Consider the following 20,541-nt stretch of genomic DNA (forward strand, 5'->3'; position numbering starts at 1 on the left):
GGCATGCTTATGGCTATTCGTTACAGATGTCGTCATTGCAACACGGAAATAGGCGTATTGCCATTTGATTCTGAAGATAGTATTCGTAAACTTCATCAACTAAATGAACAAGATGCTAAAGAATTTATCCGTCATGAGCAAAATGGTGATACAACGGTAGATAGTATTTGCGAACATTGCGAAGACTCGCTGAAGAAATTCCCAAATTATTATGCGTTAAAAAATTGGTTACAGTAAAACGCTTTGGCGCATTATGCGTCCAAGGCCTTTTTCTGTACATTGAATGATCTATAGCATTTATTTGCTAACGAAGGGAGGCCATTATGGAAATATTACGTCAATTATTATCTCAAGATACACATGTAAAAAGATTGTTAGATGATATAAAAAGTGGTCAAGAAGAACAATTAATTACTGGTCTTTCTGGTAGTGCTAGACCAGCCTTTTTAGATGCTGTTTATGCTTATATAAATAAACCTATTTACATAATTTCACCCAATTTATTGCAAGCACAGAAGATGTTTGATGATTTAGTGAAACTTGTTGGTGAAGATTATGTTCACTATTATCCAGCAGATGAGTTCATCGCTGCGGATATGTCAATTGCAAGTCCAGAGCTAAGGGCGCAACGTATTGAGACATTAGACCATATGTTACACCAACAAAAAGGGATATACATTATCCCTATTGCTGGTATGCGCAAAATGATGGCACCAAAAGAGGAATGGCTAACATTACATCTCAATGTTGCTATCGGTGAAGAAATCAATGTAGAAGAATGGCTTCAAAAATTGGTGATAATGGGTTATACCAGAAGTCAAATGGTCACAACACCTGGTGAGTTTGCTTTACGTGGCGGTATTTTAGATATTTATCCCCCGTATGTTGAGAATCCTATACGTATTGAATTATTTGATACAGAAGTAGATTCTATTCGTACATTTTCAGCTGATGATCAGCGCTCGATTGGGAAATTAGATAAGCTTAATATTTTACCGGCATCTGAATTTGTGTTAACAAAAGATCAACGCCTAAAGTTAGCGCAAAAACTAGAAGACGCTTTAGCTGATAGTTTAAAAAAGGTGAAAAAGAAGGAAGTTCAGGAACAACTATATCAACATGTTCAAGCCGATATAGAGTTACTAAAACAAGGTGAGTTACCAGAGTTTACGAATCGCTACGGTTCATTACTATATGATCGTCCAGCATTCTTGGGAGATTACTTTGCTCATGATGGACTTGTTGTTTATGACGAGCTTGGGCGAATTCAAGAAGTCATGGAAGCTTGGGAAAAGGAAGAAAAAGAATGGTTTTTATCTTTACTTGAAGAAGGGAAAATGGTACATGCAGCAAATCCTTCTTTTTCATTAAAAGAGATTATAGCGATGATTCATCTTCCATCTATCTATTTTGCGTTATTTGCAAGAGCATTTGCAGGTATTCGTTTTAAGAAGACGACAAGTTTTTCTTGTAAACCTATGCAACATTTCCATGGACAAATGCCATTACTCAAAAATGAAGTAGAACGTTGGCAATTAGGGAAATTCACCGTTCTTTTTGTAACAGAAGATGAAGAGCGACTAACAACGATTCAAACTACTTTAGAAGATTACGATATTCATATACAAATTGGCGAACCAAAGGCAGAAGGTATTTTCGCGATTACTGGTAAATTAACTGCAGGTTTTGAGTTACCTTTACAACGTTTAGCGATTGTTACTGAGGAAGAACTTTTCAAGCAAAAGCCAAAGAAAAAAAGCCGCCCTCAAAAAATGACTAATGCTGAACGGATTAAAAGTTACACAGAAATAAAACCTGGCGATTATGTTGTGCATGTTCACCATGGTATAGGGAAGTATATAGGTATTGAAACACTTGACGTTAATGGTAAACATAAAGATTATTTGCACATCCGGTATCGTGCAGATGATAAACTATATGTTCCTGTTGACCAAATTGATTTAATCCAAAAGTATGTCGGCTCAGAAGATAAAGAACCAAAGCTTCATAAACTTGGTGGAACAGAGTGGAAAAAAGCCAAAAGTAAGGTATCATCAGCAGTTCAAGATATTGCAGATGATCTTATAAAATTATATGCAAAGCGTGAAGCAGAAAAAGGATTTGCCTTTTCTCCTGATGGGGATGAGCAACGTGCTTTTGAGGAAGCCTTCGCCTATGAAGAAACAGAAGATCAATTACGTACAATTCAAGAAGTAAAGATTGATATGGAAAAAGAGCGCCCAATGGATCGCCTTGTTTGTGGTGATGTAGGTTATGGGAAAACAGAAGTAGCCATTCGAGGAGCATTTAAAGCAATTATGGATGGTAAACAAGTAGCTTTTTTAGTACCAACAACCATCTTGGCTCAGCAACATTTCGAAACACTCCAAGAGAGATTTCAAGATCAAGCGGTTACAATTGGCTTATTAAGCCGTTTCCGCACTCGTAAACAACAAAATGAGACACTGAAGGGGCTAAAGGATGGCACAGTCGATATTGTTGTCGGTACACATCGCCTATTATCAAAAGACGTTATATATAAAAATCTTGGACTACTCGTGGTCGATGAAGAACAACGTTTCGGTGTAACACATAAGGAAAAGATTAAACAGTTAAAGACGAATGTCGATGTATTAACATTAACGGCCACACCTATTCCACGTACATTGCATATGTCGATGGTCGGCGTGCGAGACTTATCTGTAATTGAGACACCACCTGCAGACCGTTTCCCGGTGCAAACGTATGTCATGGAACATAATGGAGCATTAGTACGTGAAGCGATTGAACGCGAAATGTCACGAGGTGGGCAAAGCTTCTATTTACACAATCGTGTTGAGGATATGGCTCGTAAAGTTGATGAGATTCAAATGCTTGTGCCGGATGCACGAATTGGTTTTGCCCACGGCCGAATGTCAGAATCTGAATTAGAATCTGTTATTCTACGATTTTTGGACGGAGAGTATGACGTTCTAGTCACGACTACTATTATTGAAACAGGTATTGATATTCCAAATGTGAATACGTTGATTGTGAATAATGCAGATCGTATGGGACTATCACAACTATATCAATTGCGTGGACGTGTTGGGCGGTCAAATCGTGTTGCATACGCTTATTTCATGTACCAACGAGATAAAGTGCTAACTGAGGTTGCAGAACAAAGATTACAAGCCGTAAAAGAATTCACAGAGCTTGGATCTGGTTTTAAAATTGCGATGCGGGATTTATCTATTCGTGGAGCAGGAAACTTACTAGGCTCTCAACAACATGGATTTATTGATTCTGTAGGTTTCGATTTATATTCTCAAATGCTAGAAGATGCCATTGCTGAACGCCAAACAGGTGTGAAAAAAGAAGAGGAAAAAGATATCGAAATTTTACTTCCGTATGATGCCTATATCCCAGATGTTTATATAACAGATGGCTATCAAAAAATTCAAATGTATAAGCGCATTAAGGGAATGGATGAAGAGGAAGATTACGCTGAAATTATCGACGAATTACATGATCGTTTTGGAGATTTACCAATTGAAACAGAACGTCTATTACGTATAGCACGTATTAAAGTCTGGGCTAAAAAAGTTGGAGTTGAGTCGATTAAAACCAAAAATAAAATCATTACGATTGATATTTCAGAAGATGGGACTGCGAACCTCGATGGCGGGAAAATTGTTTCAGAATCGATGCAATTTGGCCGTGCAGTGGGATTCCAATTAGAAGGACAGAGACTTATTTTAACAATTGATGAGAAAAAGGCAGATAAGCAATTGCCATTTGATATTTTAGAGTCATTGATGAAATTGCTACCTAATGCAATACGGGAAAAAGTAGAGATAAAAGACTAATATTTGTCATGTATAAATTATATTTGGATGCACCATACTAGCGACAAGTACTATTTTGAAAATTTGTCGAAAGTGAGGCAACACGAATGAAAGCGACAGGCATTGTACGTCGAATCGATGATTTAGGACGTGTAGTAATCCCGAAAGAGATCCGAAGAACTTTACGCATTCGTGAAGGTGATCCATTAGAAATATTTACTGATCGCGAAGGCGAAATTATATTAAAGAAATACTCTCCTATTAATGAATTAAGTGATTTTGCCCTTTCGTATGTAGACACATTATTTGAAACATTAGGTACAAGTGCACTTATTAGTGATCGAGATGAAATTATTGCTGTAGCAGGTGTATCGAAAAAGGAGTATATGCACCGCCAGATATCTTCCTTTGCTGAAGATTGTATTTTACAGCGTACGATTATCGTTGAAAAACATGAAAACTCCATAGAAATCGTACCTGGACAAATTGAACAAATCAAATCCTATTGTATTGCACCGATTGTTGTTGCGGGGGATGCAATAGGAGCTGTTTACATCTTATCTAAGATGCATTTTATTGGTGATACAGAGCAAAAAGTAGCGGAGACAGCAGCGCATTTTTTGGCAAAGCAAATGGAAGATTAATGACAAAAGACCATTCGACTGTTGATATGATCAATAGTGAATGGCCTTTTTGCTTTATAATTTATATTTTTTAAGATGAATTGATCTGAATTGAGAAGAAACATTGAGAAAATCTAACATCTCCTGTGTAGTGTTTGTAGAAGTAGTAGGAATTTGTGATGGCTTTTCAGAATCAGGAAGTAAGGGTTGTTCATTGATCCGCGTTTCAAAGATTAAGACCTTTGTGCCATCCGCTTTTAAAAGATATTTACGAACATAGCCATTTTTTCTTTCCGTAATAATACGTGGTGATTTGTTTTTTAACCTTTTTTCTATTTGTAAATAACTCTCTTGAGTTAAAGAAGATTGTTTAAACTGTGCTGTATTTTGAAATGTATTTATTTTTGAGACGGAAACCTTCATGAAAACCCTCCTTTGACCTATTTGTTATAATAATTATCGTCAACATTCCATAAAAATGAATTAAAGGAAACATATACTTGCGATAAATTATTAATAGGGTACTTTTTAATTCTACGGTCGATTTGCTGACCTAAAAGATAGGAGACGTTTCGAACGATAGGAGTAATATGCTATACTGTTGTCAATTATTCGTGTTGTAATTGATGAATTTTATAGGAAAGAGGATTATCATGTCCGAAAAATGGGGGATGAAAGTTTATTTAAAGGGAGTTGCATTGCTCACAGTAGCATCTCTTTTTGTGAAGGTATTGAGCATGGTTTACCGTGTGCCATTTCAAAATCTAGTTGGAGACCATGGCTTTTATATTTACCAGCAAGTATATCCCTTTGTAGCTTTATTTGTTACGTGGACATCTAGTGGTATAGCTGTAGCCATCTCCAAAATGCTCGCTGATTTAGACGAAAGTAATAAGCGTGTCGAGCGAAGTGCTATGTTACGCATTATATTTCACTTTCTAACTTTGCTATCAATGGTATGCTTTGTGATCTTGTATTTTGGAGCACCGCTTTTTGCACATTTGATGGGTGACCTCAAACTCACAGGGCTTCTTAAAATCGGTGCATTTGTTGTATTTTGTATGCCATTATTAGCTGTTTATAAAGGGCTATTTCAATCTACAGGCATTATGCAACCGGTTGCTTATGCACAAGTAGTTGAACAAACTGTTAGAGTAGCTGTTATTTTAGGTGGTACATGGGTCATCATGTCAACAACAGAATCCTTATATGATGCAGGGAAAATAGCAGTTTCAGGAACGGTTGTAGGAGAGATTGCTGGCATTCTTTTATTAGCCTGGTATATGAAAGGGCATTCATCTTTTGGGTCAAAATATAACCGAGAAGTAAAAATAAATCTAGCAAAATGGCCAATAATTAAGAAGTTAATGGTATTAAGTATCAGTGTAAGTATGAGTAGTTTAGTATTGCTTGTATTTCAATTAGTCGATTCATTTACTATCTATAGTGCATTGCAGGAGTTAGGGTTATCATCATTAAAGGCAATGGAAACGAAAGGAATATATGATCGGGGACAGCCATTAGTACAGGTTGGACTTGTTGTTGCCTCTTCCCTTTCTCTTGCAATTGTCCCCCTTATAGCACATGCATCAAAACGAGATGATGGCAAAAATGCCGATCGATTTATCCAGCTCACATATCGTACATCTCTATTATTTGGAATAGCTGCTACAGTAGGATTAATACTGGTTATGCCAAATATAAATACAGCCCTTTTTGAGAATGCAGATTTATCAAATGTATTATCTGTATTTGTAATTCAAATTGTTTGGCTATCATTAATTATGACATTAACGGCAATGTTACAAGGGTTAGATCGATTAAAAATACCGGCATTACTAATAGTAGTAGGGATCATTGCCAAAATGCTTTGTAATAAGTTATTTATTTTAAAATTTGGTATTGTCGGAGCCGCATGGGCTGGGAATTTAGGACTTTTTATAACGACGATGGGACTTATAAGGTACTTTAAAAGAGTTAAAAATAGCCATCTATCAACACCCCGTTTTTATAGTGGCGCGGCGCTCGCTACGCTCGCGATGGTATTATTTGTTGTACTATTTACGATGTTCGTGGAACCAATGTTTTTCCCTTCCTTATCGGGGCGCGTGCGAGCGTTGATTCTTTGCGCTTTGAAAGCGGGAATTGGTGCTTTTGTATTTTTGACAATGCTCGCAAAGTTAAATGTGTTGTCTGCTAGAGATTGGTATTTACTTCCTTTAGGGCGTCGTATGGCTAGTTATCAGCTTTGGATCAATCGAAAAAAATAAACAAAAATAGGAGAAGAATATGCATCAACTTACAGTTATTGGATTGGGCGCAGGAGATTTTGAACAACTTCCGATAGGCGTCTATCGAAAATTAAAGCAAGCAAAGAAGATATGTGTTCGTACAAAAGAACATGCAGTATTAGATGAATTGGTAAAAGAGGGCATTGAATTCGAAAGCTTTGATGCAATCTATGAAAAACATGATGATTTTCTCCCTGTTTACGAAGAAATCGTCACAACATTACTAAATTATATAGAAACAGAAGAGATAATATATGCTGTTCCAGGGCATCCTTTAATGGCTGAAATGACAGTTCAACTGCTTATTCAAGCAGAAAAGGAAGGGAAGGTTCAGCTCAAAATTGAAGGTGGTCAAAGTTTCTTAGATGCTATTTTTGGCGCTCTTCGAATTGACCCAATCGATGGTTTTGAACTGGTCAATGGTACCACGTTCTCGATCCATGAAGTGAATATGTATAAACATCTATTAATCGCACAAGTATATGATCAATTTAGTGCTTCTGAAGTGAAACTCACACTATTAGAAAAATACCACCCAGACTATCCAGTGACAATCGCGACAGCAGCGGGCTCAAAAGATGAATTCATCCGTACTGTACCACTACATGAATTAGATCATGTTGCAGAAATTAATAATTTAACAACGGTGTATGTTCCGCCTGTTAAAGATAAAAAAGCTGCTCTACGTGAATGGTCAACATTCCGCGATATTATTTCTACTTTGCGTAGCCCAGGAGGATGTCCATGGGATCGTGCACAAACACATGAAAGTTTAAAACGTTACATGTTGGAAGAAGTTCATGAATTCTTGCAAGCAATTGATGAACAAGATGATGAACATATGATTGAAGAACTTGGCGATGTACTGTTGCAAGTATTTTTACAAGCTCAAATTGCAGAAGACTCAGGTTACTGGAATATGGAAGATATTCTTGAGGGGATCGCAGGAAAAATGATTCGCCGCCACCCACATGTTTTTGGTGATGTAAAGGTAAATAGTGTGGAGGATGTTAATGATAATTGGGAAAAAATTAAGAAAAAAGAACATCAAAATGATAGCGTTGAACCACTATTAAAAGGCGAATATCGTGCTACTTCTTCACTACAAACTTCTTACAATTATCAACGTAGAGCGGCAAAAGTAGGTTTTGACTGGCCAACTATTGAAGGTGTTTGGGATAAGGTTTCAGAAGAATGGCAAGAATTCCGCCAAGAAATAGAGAGTGGTACACCAGAAACAAGACTTGATGAATTTGGAGACTTGTTATTTACACTTGTAAATTTAGCTCGTGTCTATAAAATATCAGCAGAAGATGCAATGCTTCACGCAAATGATAAATTTGCTAAGAGATTTGGCTACGTTGAACAAAAAGTAAAGGCAGATGGCAAAGATTTTAAAGACTATTCATTTGAAGAATTAGATCAATTTTGGCAAGAAGCTAAACAATAGGAAAAGAGGTTACCCATATGAGATTAGATAAATTTTTGAAAATTTCTCGATTGATAAAACGCCGTACTTTAGCAAAGGAAGTGGCAGACCAAGGGCGTATTGCAATCAATGGAAAAGTGGTAAAAGCAAGCAGTCCAGTTAAAGTAGGCGATGAGCTAGCAATTCGCTTTGGTCAAAAAATAGTAACTGTACGTGTTGAAGAATTAAAAGAAATAGTTCGTAAAGAAGACGCTGCTAAAATGTTTACAATCTTAAAAGAAGAAAAACTAGATAGAGTTGAGCCCCAATTTATTGATGATGAAGATTAATGATATTTCTATCGAGCGATATTATGCAATAGAAAAAACATATGTGATAGATAAAATTGAAACATCTTTCTTCTGATTATAAAATCACTATCAAAATTATTGATAGTGATTTTATTTTTTCTCTCATATTAAGGAATGTCCAAGCATATAGTTAATAGACAGGACAAGGAGGGGGAAAGAAAATGACATTTCAACAAGATAATGCGACATATACAATTCCAACAGGAGATCATTTACTAACGGTACGAAATCGTAAAAGAATGGATGTTACATCTGTAAAATCAATTGAACGCTTTGATCAAGAGGAGTTTTTTGTACTCACCTCTCAAGGGCATTTACAGATTCGTGGAGAAGATTTAAGAATTGTACATTTAGATGTAGATAAAGGGTTGCTCACGTTAGAAGGTACAGTGAAAAACCTTCAATATGATGAAGAGGAAAGTGGACTATCCCGTGGTATCTTGCATAAATTATTTGGATGACAGTTTCTGAACAATTCCTTAGTATAACATTACTAATTGCTAGTGGTGTTATAGGAGCTGCTTGTATTGATTTGGTACGAACATTAAGTCATTATGCGCCACCGAAATCTTTACGGCGAAAAGGCTACATCATATTTGAGTTATCTACATGGATTCTATTAGGAATTAGCACATTTTTAATATTAATGATTGTAAGAGATGGAGAATGGCATTTTGTTGACTTTCTCTCTCAATTGTTAGGATTTTGCCTTTACCAATTGTTTTTGCAAAGGTTCTTCCGTTTTATAGGAAGACTTGTAGATACTTTGGTAATACGGCCTATATGGTTTATATTACATCTGTTTGTGAGTCTTATACGACAAATCATTCGACTACTTTTTTCTATTTACAGAATTATTACGTATCCTATTTTAATTGTTACAAAAAAAGTCAAAAAGTTGGCTCTTAAAAAATAGGAAAAAGTTAGGTATAATAGGTTTGATATGTAAATGTTTCTAATCGTAAAAAATCTACTCAAGGGAGGGTACCCGCATGCCAATAACAACTAAACGACAATATGAAAAAACTACTCCAATGCCTACAGATTACACAAAAACTGAAACACACAGAAAACAGGTAAACCGAAATCGTAAGATAGGCTTATATCGTCGCCTAACATGTATGACACTAGTATTTGTTCTAATTGCAGGTTCCCTTGTATTCATGTTGATTAAACAAAAGCATACATTAGCGGAAAAGGAACAGCAAAAAGTTGAGCTTCAACATGATTTAGCAAAACAAAAAGAAAACAAAGAAGATTTGAATATCCAAATTGCTAAATTAAAAGATGATGACTACATCGCTAAGCTTGCACGTAAGGATTTATTCTTATCTGAGGATGGGGAAATTATTTTTTCAATTCCAAAAACTTCCGGAAAAGATAAGAAAAAAACAGATTCAAAAGAGTAGTCTTATTGACACTCTTTTTTTGTTGGCTATAATAAAGGTAAGAATCACTCAAGTTTTACAAATTGATTATTAGACTTATAAGTCGCTTAAATTTTAAGGAGGAGCATTTTTTTTATGTCAATTGAAGTAGGCAGCAAGGTACAAGGTAAAGTAACAGGTATCACAAATTTTGGAGCATTCGTGGAGCTGCCAAATGGCTCAACAGGTCTTGTTCATATTAGCGAGGTTGCTGACAACTATGTTAAAGATATTAATGAACATTTGAAAGTAGGAGACATGGTTGAAGTAAAGGTTATGAATGTGGAAGCTGACGGTAAAATTGGTTTATCAATCCGTAAAGCAAAACCTCAAGCAGAACGACCAGAACGTCCTCAACGTTCACGCCACAACAACCATCGTTCAAATGATCGTGGCGACAATCGTCAACCAAAAGAAAACTTTGAACAAAAAATGGCAAAATTCTTAAAGGATAGTGAAGATCGCCTTACAACATTAAAGCGTGCACAAGATTCTAAACGTGGTGGCCGTGGCGCAAGAAGAGGATAACTTGCTGGCTATTTTAATCGTAGAAAAAGTGTTTTATTAATAGTTGAGGGGTTGTCATATAAGTGTAGAATAACACTTATATGACAACCTTTTTCTTTATGGGGATTTTATATAGAAAGGCTTTGATGACCCTTCATCGCTAGCTAGTCGCAAGAAGTCTGTATTGGAGTTCATTTTCAAAATATCGACAAATAAAAAGAAGCTCTCCTAATGGAGAGCTTCTTTTTTGATGACCCCTACGAGATTCGAACTCGTGTTACCGCCGTGAAAGGGCGGTGTCTTAACCGCTTGACCAAGGGGCCGAATATAAGTGACCCAAACAATTGGCCTACTACTATAAAAGATATGGCGGCAGAGGGGATCGAACCCCCGACCTCACGGGTATGAACCGTACGCTCTAGCCAGCTGAGCTACGCCGCCTTCGTGAACAACATAATACATAATACAAGAGAATATTATAAGGTGTCAAGCGATTTTTGTTAAAAATTTATGGTCTATGTGATTTATCGTCGAACGATTTTTATTAAACCCTTCACAAACAGACAAACTTTACACAACTTTCCAGTTATACTATCAGAAATGTATAATGGAGGTTTTGTTACTATGAGAAAAGCATTCATACAACCAAACAAACTATCAATCCCAAAAGTATCTTTGAGTTTGAAACAACAATATCCTGTAATCTTTGCTGTGACATTATGTTTCGCTGCTTTTTTCTTATCAAAGGCCGTACTTTTTGAAGCGATTGTTCCATTCTTTTTACCAACAATGGCCATCGTATTTATCAATCATCGAGATTATTTTATATGGGCTCTCATTGGTGGAGTTATCGGAAGTTTTACATTAGGCTTTGGCGAATTGACCATTCATCTAATTGAATTGCTTCTCTTTAGTCTCTTTATGAAAACTTTTATTCGTAAATGGCCAATTGCAATATTAGTAGGCGTGTCAGTATTTTTAACGCAAATTGGATGGCAAATGATTTCTTATCATGGAGAACCTCCAACGTTGATTCTATTATATGTTGGTTATGAAAGTATATTATCTATATTTATGACTTTATTTTTAATGCAGTTGTTTTTACCGATGCCAGCTTTATGGACAGCTTCATGGTCTTTAGAAAGAATGGGAGCAGCTTTAATTGTTTTGGCGACAATGTTAACCGCAACGAATAACGTCGTTTGGAATGTGTTGTCACCTACTTATATAGCGTTACAGTTCATAATATTAGGATCTGCGTATGTAGGAGGTGCAACGCTATCTACCGCCATTGCTGTTTTGATGGGGACAATCATTAGTTTGTCTCATTTATCCTTTAGTGGAATGATTGCTGCTTATGCGTTAACAGGATTATGCGCAGGTGTTTGTAAAAAGTTAGGACGTTTTGGAATTGTGTTAGGTAGTAGTATTGCAACTGCATTTTTTTCACTTTATGATGCTACATTGCCAATTGATAAAACCTACTTTTTGGCCTTAGGGGTTGCTACTCTTCTATTTCTTACTGTGCCTAAAACTTGGTTAATGTATTGGCAACGTCAATTATATCCGAATCATGAAGAAGTATTATTAGAAAGGCAGAGGTGGCTTACAGAAAAAGTGACGGTGAAATTAACCAATTTTAATGACTTTGTTATTTTTATGAAGGAACTTGTCAATGATCGTTTTGGTGTGAGTGAAAAACAGCCAACAGATGATGTAGAAGCAAGGCCGTTGTCACCGTGTGAAAGTTGTTATCAATTTGAAAGATGTTGGGGAGCTGATAAAAATGAAATGGAGCCACTAATGCAACAATGGTTAATGGCACAAGCAGCCGGCCATAATACTTCGAAGTTACAATATGATGATAAAATCCGTTATAAATGTGTTCGCTCTGCATTGTTTTTAAATGCTTTAGCTGAATTTGTTTCTAAACAGCAACTAAGTGGCCAGTTCCAACACGGTAAGAAAATGATTGCATTACAGTTAAAGGATATGTCTACACATATTGATAGTGTTATGAAGGATATGACGAATGATACGATTTCATTTCAACAACAGGAAGACCAATTAGCAAATCGTTTTGAAGAAATTGGTATTGAGTTTTTCCAAATTGATATTTTAACCAATGACCCCGGCAATAGAAAAATAGTATGTTGCATACCATATAAGAAAACGCAATGGGAAACAGACCAAATGGTTGCAGAAAGATTAATTCTTCCAGCTTTGCAGGAAGTCTTTAAAGAGCCTTTTGAAATTCATCAAACAGTAAAGAAAACAAAGCCATACGCACATCTGCAAATCACCTTCCGATCTGCTATACGATTTACAATGCAATATGATGTATTATCCATTTCAAAGAATAATACGATGTATTCAGGAGATTCGCATGCTGTATTTTCTCTTAATCCAGGATTAACAGCAATTATGTTATCCGATGGAATGGGACATAATAAACGAGCGCATAAAGAAAGTAGGAAACTCATTCGTCTTATGCGTGAATGTTTGCATCATCAAATGTCTCCCGAAACAGCAATGCATACATTGCATTATGTTATGTCACTAAAGCAAGAGGAAGAAATGTACGCAACGATGGACTTTGCTTTAATTGATTTGCAACACGGCAAACTATGGTCATGGAAGGCTGGAAGTATGGCAACATATTTAGTGAGAGGAAGAGAAGTGACAAGAGTTGAAAGTGCCAGTGAACCATTCGGATTATTCACTTCATTTTCGGTAGATGCCGAACAAAGAAGTTTGAAGGCAGGGGATATTATTTTCATGTGTACAGATGGTCTATTCTTTGAGGATATGCCATGGGATCAACAAGAAAAGCTACTTCGCAATAGTTTACTACAGCATAGAAGCCTCCCGATACAGGAGATCTGCCCGCAAATCTTGAATACTTTCCGTAATGATGACCAGCCGATTGATGACTGTACAATCGTATGTGTCGAAATCCAACATAAAACAGTAGATTGGTCATTATTTAAGCCTACTTTTAAAGAGATTTCCCAGGAAAGAATGGTAAAATAGTGTTGAGGTGAGAAGATGACTAAACTCGAACAAAAAGTGTATGCATATATACAACAATATGAGCTGTGTCGTGCTGGAGATCGTCTTCTTGTAGCTTGTTCTGCTGGAGCGGATTCAATGGCTTTGCTGCATTATTTACATCGAGAACAGCAGCACTTGGGTGTTTCAGTTGCTGCTGTACATGTTAATCATATGCTACGTGGGGAAGATGCTGCTGGGGATCGACGTTATGTGGAATCATTCTGCAAGGAACGCAATATTCCGGTGTATGCCATTGATATTTCGATCCCCTCTATTTTAGAAGCGGAACGTGGTAATATGCAGGCTGTTTGTCGAAGAGAGCGATATGCTTACTTCGAACAGATAATGGTAGAATCTAACAGTGCGAAATTAGTCGTTGCACATCATGCTGACGATCAAATTGAAAGTGTTTTAATGAATTTAGTTCGTGGATCGCATGATATTGGAATACAAGGCATCAAACGTCGCCGTCCGTTTGCAAATGGTGAATTGATTCGACCATTTCTATCTATAACTAGAGCAGATGTTCTAGAATATCTGCAAGCCTACGACCAGGGCTATAGAGAGGATTACTCAAATCAAAAGGATTCCTATACACGAAATCGTATGAGACACCATGTTGTTCCACTTTTGAGAGATGAAAACCCAAAAGTAGCAGAAGCAGTGATGCATTATACAGAAAAAGTACAAGCTGATGAGGAGTTATTACAATCATTAGCTGAAAAAGCATTAGAGGATGTTTTAGTTGAAAAACAACGTGATTTGTGGAAAATTAATATAAAAGCATTTCAACATAAACCACTTGCTTTACAAAGAAGAATCATTCTACTACTATTAAAATATCTTTATAAAGATACAATCATTATACAAAGTTACACCCTTTGGAATTCCATTTTAAAACTGACACAAACAACAGATGGTAATGCAACAATTGATTTACCAAAAGGAGCTAAAGCGATTCGTCAATATGATGAATTAATCCTTATAAAAACAGAAGTAAATTCGTCAAAGCTAGTATCTACAATAATAAAATTTGAACATTGGACGAATTTATCGAATAATTTACGTATTTATATAGGAAGAGTAGATGGTGATATTCCACAAGATACAACATCTCAAGCTAAAAGCTATTTTGTAAACGCAACAAGTTTTGCTCAACCACTACATATTCGTGGCAGAATGGATGGAGATCGCATACAATTGCTTGGAGCAAATGTACAAAAGCGAATTTCTCGTCTTTTTATCGACGATAAAGTTCCATTGGCGCTTAGAGAAGATTGGCCAATTATTGTAACAAATGATAATGAGGTCATAGCCGTCCCAGGGCTCCGTGTAAGTAGCTATTTTTCTAATAGCAAACGATTGACAGATGATATAATATTTATTGTCGATCAACAAACTTTGTAGTGTCTATATACAATCAAGGAGGAACTAAATATGCTTCAGAAAGACATTGAAAATGTATTAATTTCAGAGGAAGAGTTACAAAATAAGATTAAAGAGCTTGGGGAATCTCTAACTTTAGAATACCAAGATAAATTTCCGTTATTGATTGGTGTACTTAAAGGTGCAATGCCATTTATGGCTGATCTGATGAAACGAATCGATGCTTATGTTGAAATCGATTTTATGGATGTAACAAGCTATGGTAATGCGACTGTTTCATCTGGAGAGGTGAAAATAGTTAAAGACTTAAATACAAGCGTAGAAGGTCGCGACATCATTATCATTGAAGATATCATTGATAGTGGCTTAACTTTAAGCTATCTTGTAGATCTATTTAAATATCGTAAAGCGAAGTCTATTAAAATTGTTACATTATTAGACAAACCATCTGGTCGTAAAGTGGACCTACAAGCAGATTATGTAGGTTTTGAAGTTCCAGATGCTTTTGTAGTAGGTTATGGTTTAGACTACGCAGAGAAATATCGTAACTTACCATATATTGGTGTTCTGAAACCGGCAGTATACTCATTCTAAGAGTAATGTTTAAATTTAGACAATTTTATAAGGAAACATCTTGAATAAAAGGCTTTTCATTGTACGACCAAAAGTTCATATGTTAAGATTTACTATAGTTTTTCTGTTTATCTTGTGAGGAGGCTGGGGATGAATCGAATATTTCGATACACCATATTTTATTTATTAATTTTCCTCGTGATTATCGGGATCTTTGGGACGTTTAATAATGCGAACCAACCTACGAAAGAGATACAATATCACGAGTTCATTACTGCATTAGAAAATGGCAAAGTAACTGAGGCTGTGATTCAACCAGATCAGTTAGTCTATGTCGTAAAAGGTAAGATGGAGGGATATAAAAAGGGCGAATCATTCGTTACTAATATTCCTCGTGATGACCAAGAGTTGATGAATAAGATTACTGCTGCTGCTAAAGGCAATTCGAAAATCAACTTCTTAAAAGCTCCAGAAACGAGTGGGTGGATTCAATTCTTTACTGGGATTATTCCATTTATCGTCATCTTCATCCTGTTCTTCTTCTTGTTGAATCAGGCTCAAGGCGGCGGTAATCGTATGATGAGCTTTGGTAAAAGTAAAGCGAAGCTGTATGACGATCAAAAGAAAAAAGTTCGTTTTACAGATGTAGCTGGTGCCGATGAAGAAAAGCAAGAACTTGTAGAGGTTGTAGAATTCTTAAAAGACCATACGAAATTTTCTGAAATCGGTGCTCGTATTCCAAAAGGGATCCTATTAGTAGGACCTCCAGGTACAGGTAAAACTTTATTGGCAAGAGCAGTAGCTGGTGAAGCTGGCGTACCATTCTTCTCAATCAGTGGTTCTGATTTTGTTGAAATGTTCGTCGGTGTTGGTGCTTCTCGTGTTCGTGACTTATTCGAAAACGCTAAGAAAAATGCTCCATGTATCATCTTCATCGATGAAATCGATGCAGTTGGTCGTCAACGTGGTGCAGGCTTAGGTGGCGGTCATGATGAACGTGAACAAACATTAAACCAATTACTTGTTGAAATGGATGGTTTCGGTGCAAACGAAGGTATTATTATCATCGCTGCAACTAACCGCCCAGACATATTAGACCCTGCATTATTACGTCCAGGTCGTTTTGACAGACAAATTACTGTAGGTCGTCCAGATGTAAAAGGCCGTGAAGCTGTACTTAAAGTGCATGCTCGTAAAAAACCATTAGATGAAACAGTAGACTTAAAAGCAATTGCTCAACGTACACCGGGATTCTCTGGTGCAGATTTAGAAAACTTATTAAACGAAGCAGCGCTCGTTGCAGCTCGTGAAAATAAGAAGAAAATTGATATGGGCGATATTGATGAAGCAACAGACCGCGTAATTGCAGGTGTTGCGAAAACAAGTCGAGTCATTTCACAAAAAGAACGTAATATCGTTGCATTCCATGAAGCTGGCCACGTAGTGGTTGGTTTAACACTAGATGAAGCTGAAAAAGTGCATAAAGTAACAATTGTTCCCCGTGGTCAAGCTGGCGGTTACGCTGTTATGCTTCCAAAAGAAGATCGTTACTTTATGACAAAACCTGAACTTCTTGATAAAGTATCAGGTTTACTTGGTGGACGTGTAGCTGAAGATATCGTCTTTGGTGAAGTTTCAACAGGTGCTCATAATGACTTCCAACGTGTTACAAGTATTGTTCGCTCAATGGTTACCGAATATGGTATGAGTGACAAACTTGGACAATTGCAATTTGGCTCTAGCCAAGGTGGCAATGTATTCTTAGGACGTGATTTGAACTCTGAACAAAATTACTCAGATCGAATCGCTTATGAAATTGACCAAGAAATGCAACAAATGGTTAGAGAACAATACGACCGTACAAGAAAAATTTTGACAGAACGTCGCGATCTTCTAGATCTAATTGCAACAACTTTACTTGAAGTTGAAACATTAGATGCTGAACAAATCGAACACTTAGAGAAATACGGTAAACTTCCTGAACGTGCTTATGAGAAAAAGAATCATAAAGCAGGAAATGAAACCGATGCTGAAGTGACTGAATCTACTGATGCCAATATTGTTCAAGAAACAAAAGTAGATGTATTAGGCACTACTGATCCAACAGTTAGCGATCTACCTAATGATTCTGATGGTGAACAACGAAACGGTGGCATTCAAGAAGAACGCAAATAAATACAAAACAAAAGTCTGGCCCCTCACATTGTGTAAGGTGGTCAGCTTTTTTTTATTCATGCATATATGTTATGATTCATGGAGAAATTGCATATAAGTGAGGATATATTTCATGATTTTAGTGATGGATGTAGGAAATACGAATATTTCAATAGGGGTATATAATGCCGATCGGCTTGAGCATCATTGGCGTTTGAAAACAGACCCTCAAAAAACAGAGGATGAGTATGCTATGCAAATCAAAACACTGTTTATGCATGTGGCTTTATCTTTTGAGGATGTGCGTGGTATTATAATTTCTTCAGTAGTGCCACCAATCATGTTTTCATTAGAAACAATGTGTCGAAAATACTTTTCAATTGAACCTGCAGTAGTTGGGCCAGGAGTAAAAACAGGGCTCAATATTAAGTGTGAAAACCCAAGAGAAATTGGAGCTGATCGAATTGTAAATGCGGTTGCGGCAATTCATGAATATGGAACGCCACTTATTGTTGTTGATTTTGGGACAGCAACAACCTATTGCTATATCGATGAAAACAGCAATTATATGGGAGGGGCAATTGCTCCAGGAATTTCAATCTCAATGGAGGCACTTTTTACGAAAGCTTCTAAACTGCCGAGAGTTGAAATTACGAGACCCCAAAGTGTTATTGGCAAAAATACGGTATCATCAATGCAAGCGGGTATCGTTTATGGCTATGTCGGACAAGTAGAAGGAATTGTACAGCGTATGCGTGAACAAAGTAAAGAAGATCCACTAGTTGTTGCGACAGGCGGTTTGGCAAATATGATTGCAAAAGAGTCAAAGATAATCGATATTGTTGACCCATTTTTAACTTTAAAAGGATTACATTTAATTTATAAAAGAAATCATTAGGAAAAGAGGAAAAATAATGGCTGATTATTTAGTAAGAGGACTTGGATTTAATGGTAGTGTTCGAGCATTCGCAGTATGTACAACAGATACTGTAGCGGAAGCACAACGTCGTCATAACACATGGCCGACAGCTTCTGCAGCACTTGGACGTACGATGACTGCATCTGTAATGATGGGTGCTATGTTAAAAGGTAATGATTCAATCACTGTTAAAGTAGATGGTAACGGTCCAATCGGTCCTATGCTTGTAGGCGCAAATGCAAAAGGTGAGGTTCGAGGTTATGCAACGCATCCACAAGTACACTTTGATTTAAATGCTCAAGGAAAATTAGATGTTCGACGTGCGGTTGGAACTGAAGGATCTTTGACAGTTGTGAAAGACCTTGGTATGCGTGATCACTTTACAGGACAAGTACCTATTGTTTCTGGTGAAATTGCAGAAGACTTCACTTATTACTTTGCGAAATCTGAACAAGTGCCATCGTCTGTTGGACTAGGTGTATTAGTCAACACAGATAACACGATTCTTGCAGCAGGTGGATTTGTTATTCAAGTATTGCCGGGTGTGGATGATGAAACAATTACAGAAATTGAAGAACATTTATCAACTATTGAACCGGTCTCAAAAATGATTCAAAAAGGATACACACCAGAAGAAATTTTAGAAGCTGTTCTTGGTGAAGGAAATGTTCAAATTTTAGATACAATGCCTGTTAAATTCCAATGTACATGTTCTAAAGAACGCTTTGGTGCAGCAATCCTTAGCCTTGGTGAAAAAGAAATCCGAGATATAATTGATGAAGAGGGTATGGCAGAAGCCCATTGTCACTTCTGCGAAGAGAAATATCATTACTCTAATGAAGAATTAGAAGGCTTTATCGAAGAAATTCACGAGCAAAAAAACTAGTTCAATGTCTAATGTAAATAAATAGACAAAAACAGCTTACATGATTTTAAAATGTGGGCTGTTTTTATTGACAAACTATTCCTAATAGTTGTAAAATCAAATTAACAAAACCTATTAAAATACTAGGGATTAGGAGTGGTTTAGGATATGAGTAAATTAGTTAATTCAGTGGTAGATTTAATCGGAAATACACCGATTGTGAAGTTGAATAATGTAACTGGTCCTAATGATGCAGATGTCTATGTGAAAGTTGAATACTATAACCCGGGTAGTAGTGTAAAGGATCGTTTAGCATATGCTATGATTAATAAAGCAGAAAAAGATGGCTTATTAAAAGAAGGTAGCACATTAATTGAACCAACAAGTGGAAACACAGGTATTGGCCTTGCAATGGTAGCAGCTGCAAAAGGTTACAAAGCGGTAATCGTAATGCCTGATACAATGAGTATGGAACGTCGTAATTTACTTCGTGCTTATGGTGCAGAATTAATTCTTACTCCTGGGGCAGAAGGTATGAAAGGCGCTATTGCAAAAGCTGAAGAACTTTCAAAAGAAAACGGTTGGTTCTTACCGCAACAATTTGAAAACCCTGTAAACGCAGTGATTCACCGCGAAACAACTGGTCCAGAAATCGTTTCTGCATTTGAAGAAGCAGGTCTTACACTAGATGCATTTATCTCAGGTGTTGGCACAGGTGGTACAATTACTGGCTCTGGTGAAGTATTAAAAGCTAAATTCCCAGAAATCGAAATTATTGCAGTTGAACCAAAAGATTCTCCAGTTCTATCCGGTGGTAAACCAGGACCTCATAAAATCCAAGGTATTGGCGCTGGCTTCGTACCGGAAGTTTTAAATGCAGAAGTAATCACTTCTATTTTGCCAGTTGAAAACGATGATGCTTTCGAAACTTCTCGCAAAGTAGCAAGAGAAGAAGGTATTCTTGGTGGTATTTCTGCAGGTGCAGCAATGTATGCAGCAATTGAAACTGCAAAACGCCTTGGTAAAGGTAAAAATATTCTAGCTATTCTTCCTGATAATGGTGAACGTTACTTAAGTACACCGTTATATCGTTATGAAGACTAATCTTAATGAATCTATAGGATCAGAAGAGTGCC

General features: G+C 36.7%; 18 protein-coding genes and 2 tRNA genes. 17 read left to right on the forward strand and 3 right to left on the reverse strand.

The annotated features are described in order from the left end of the window. The first annotated feature begins 9 nt into the window (after window positions 1-9). The 3 genes from Q8X41_RS13055 (at window position 10) to spoVT (ending at window position 4,471) form a co-directional block, all read left to right on the forward strand. The gene (locus Q8X41_RS13055) at window positions 10-237 is read left to right on the forward strand and encodes an anti-sigma-F factor Fin (protein WP_397536744.1); all 228 of its coding nucleotides are present in this window, start codon (window positions 10-12) and stop codon (window positions 235-237) included. 86 nt (window positions 238-323) lie between these two features. Continuing rightward, window positions 324-3,848, forward strand: coding sequence for a transcription-repair coupling factor (gene mfd, locus Q8X41_RS13060; RefSeq protein ID WP_397536745.1), 3,525 nt, complete (start codon window positions 324-326; stop codon window positions 3,846-3,848). 86 nt (window positions 3,849-3,934) lie between these two features. Beyond that, window positions 3,935-4,471 (forward strand): stage V sporulation protein T, encoded by a 537-nt coding sequence (gene spoVT, locus Q8X41_RS13065; RefSeq protein WP_397536746.1) that lies wholly within the window; start codon window positions 3,935-3,937, stop codon window positions 4,469-4,471. 54 nt (window positions 4,472-4,525) lie between these two features. On the opposite strand, the gene Q8X41_RS13070 is transcribed toward spoVT, so the two are convergent. After that, window positions 4,526-4,873, reverse strand: coding sequence for a hypothetical protein (locus tag Q8X41_RS13070; protein WP_397536747.1), 348 nt, complete (start codon window positions 4,871-4,873; stop codon window positions 4,526-4,528). Between the two features lie 230 nt (window positions 4,874-5,103). Between Q8X41_RS13070 and Q8X41_RS13075 the strand changes: the two genes are divergently transcribed. From Q8X41_RS13075 to Q8X41_RS13105, 7 genes are all read left to right on the forward strand, one after another. Further along, a complete protein-coding gene (locus Q8X41_RS13075) occupies window positions 5,104-6,720 on the forward strand; it encodes an oligosaccharide flippase family protein (protein WP_397536748.1) in 1,617 nt (538 codons plus the stop codon). A gap of 19 nt (window positions 6,721-6,739) precedes the next feature. Further along, on the forward strand, window positions 6,740-8,191 hold the full coding sequence (gene mazG, locus Q8X41_RS13080) for a nucleoside triphosphate pyrophosphohydrolase (protein ID WP_397536749.1): 1,452 nt from the start codon (window positions 6,740-6,742) through the stop codon (window positions 8,189-8,191). 17 nt (window positions 8,192-8,208) lie between these two features. Next, window positions 8,209-8,499, forward strand: a complete 291-nt coding sequence (locus Q8X41_RS13085) for an RNA-binding S4 domain-containing protein (protein ID WP_397536750.1) — start codon at window positions 8,209-8,211, stop codon at window positions 8,497-8,499. Window positions 8,500-8,681: 182 nt separating this feature from the next. Next, on the forward strand, window positions 8,682-8,981 hold the full coding sequence (gene yabP / locus Q8X41_RS13090; RefSeq protein WP_102693370.1) for a sporulation protein YabP: 300 nt from the start codon (window positions 8,682-8,684) through the stop codon (window positions 8,979-8,981). Then, entirely contained in the window at window positions 8,978-9,436 is a 459-nt protein-coding gene (gene yabQ / locus Q8X41_RS13095; RefSeq protein ID WP_397536751.1) for a spore cortex biosynthesis protein YabQ, read from the forward strand. The genes yabP and yabQ overlap by 4 nt, the downstream gene beginning before the upstream one ends. A gap of 76 nt (window positions 9,437-9,512) precedes the next feature. After that, a complete protein-coding gene (locus Q8X41_RS13100; protein ID WP_397536752.1) occupies window positions 9,513-9,929 on the forward strand; it encodes a septum formation initiator family protein in 417 nt (138 codons plus the stop codon). A gap of 114 nt (window positions 9,930-10,043) precedes the next feature. Beyond that, the gene (locus tag Q8X41_RS13105) at window positions 10,044-10,475 is read left to right on the forward strand and encodes a S1 domain-containing RNA-binding protein (protein WP_397536753.1); all 432 of its coding nucleotides are present in this window, start codon (window positions 10,044-10,046) and stop codon (window positions 10,473-10,475) included. A 230-nt stretch (window positions 10,476-10,705) separates the two neighbouring features. Here the strand turns inward: Q8X41_RS13105 and Q8X41_RS13110 are convergent. Together Q8X41_RS13110 and Q8X41_RS13115 are read right to left on the reverse strand one after the other, a co-directional pair. After that, window positions 10,706-10,777: transfer RNA gene (locus Q8X41_RS13110), tRNA-Glu, on the reverse strand. A 44-nt stretch (window positions 10,778-10,821) separates the two neighbouring features. Beyond that, a tRNA-Met gene (locus Q8X41_RS13115) sits at window positions 10,822-10,895 on the reverse strand. A 183-nt stretch (window positions 10,896-11,078) separates the two neighbouring features. On the opposite strand from Q8X41_RS13115, the gene Q8X41_RS13120 reads away from it, so the two are divergent. The 7 genes from Q8X41_RS13120 to cysK all read left to right on the forward strand — a co-directional run bounded on the left by Q8X41_RS13120 (window position 11,079) and on the right by cysK (window position 20,509). Then, window positions 11,079-13,487: a SpoIIE family protein phosphatase gene (locus Q8X41_RS13120; protein ID WP_397536754.1), complete on the forward strand. Its 2,409-nt coding sequence runs from the start codon at window positions 11,079-11,081 to the stop codon at window positions 13,485-13,487. Window positions 13,488-13,502: 15 nt separating this feature from the next. Next, the gene (gene tilS, locus Q8X41_RS13125; RefSeq protein WP_397536755.1) at window positions 13,503-14,915 is read left to right on the forward strand and encodes a tRNA lysidine(34) synthetase TilS; all 1,413 of its coding nucleotides are present in this window, start codon (window positions 13,503-13,505) and stop codon (window positions 14,913-14,915) included. Between the two features lie 30 nt (window positions 14,916-14,945). Further along, window positions 14,946-15,488, forward strand: a complete 543-nt coding sequence (gene hpt, locus Q8X41_RS13130; RefSeq protein WP_397536756.1) for a hypoxanthine phosphoribosyltransferase — start codon at window positions 14,946-14,948, stop codon at window positions 15,486-15,488. A gap of 129 nt (window positions 15,489-15,617) precedes the next feature. Beyond that, window positions 15,618-17,642, forward strand: coding sequence for an ATP-dependent zinc metalloprotease FtsH (gene ftsH / locus Q8X41_RS13135; protein WP_397536757.1), 2,025 nt, complete (start codon window positions 15,618-15,620; stop codon window positions 17,640-17,642). Between the two features lie 112 nt (window positions 17,643-17,754). Next, window positions 17,755-18,519, forward strand: a complete 765-nt coding sequence (locus Q8X41_RS13140) for a type III pantothenate kinase (protein ID WP_397536758.1) — start codon at window positions 17,755-17,757, stop codon at window positions 18,517-18,519. 16 nt (window positions 18,520-18,535) lie between these two features. Further along, window positions 18,536-19,426: an Hsp33 family molecular chaperone HslO gene (gene hslO / locus Q8X41_RS13145; protein ID WP_397536759.1), complete on the forward strand. Its 891-nt coding sequence runs from the start codon at window positions 18,536-18,538 to the stop codon at window positions 19,424-19,426. 147 nt (window positions 19,427-19,573) lie between these two features. Continuing rightward, on the forward strand, window positions 19,574-20,509 hold the full coding sequence (gene cysK / locus Q8X41_RS13150; RefSeq protein WP_397536760.1) for a cysteine synthase A: 936 nt from the start codon (window positions 19,574-19,576) through the stop codon (window positions 20,507-20,509). Window positions 20,510-20,541: the final 32 nt, after the last annotated feature.

The sequence above is a fragment of the Rummeliibacillus pycnus genome (genome assembly GCF_044359855.1).
Classification (GTDB): Bacteria; Bacillota; Bacilli; order Bacillales_A; family Planococcaceae; genus Rummeliibacillus; species Rummeliibacillus pycnus_A.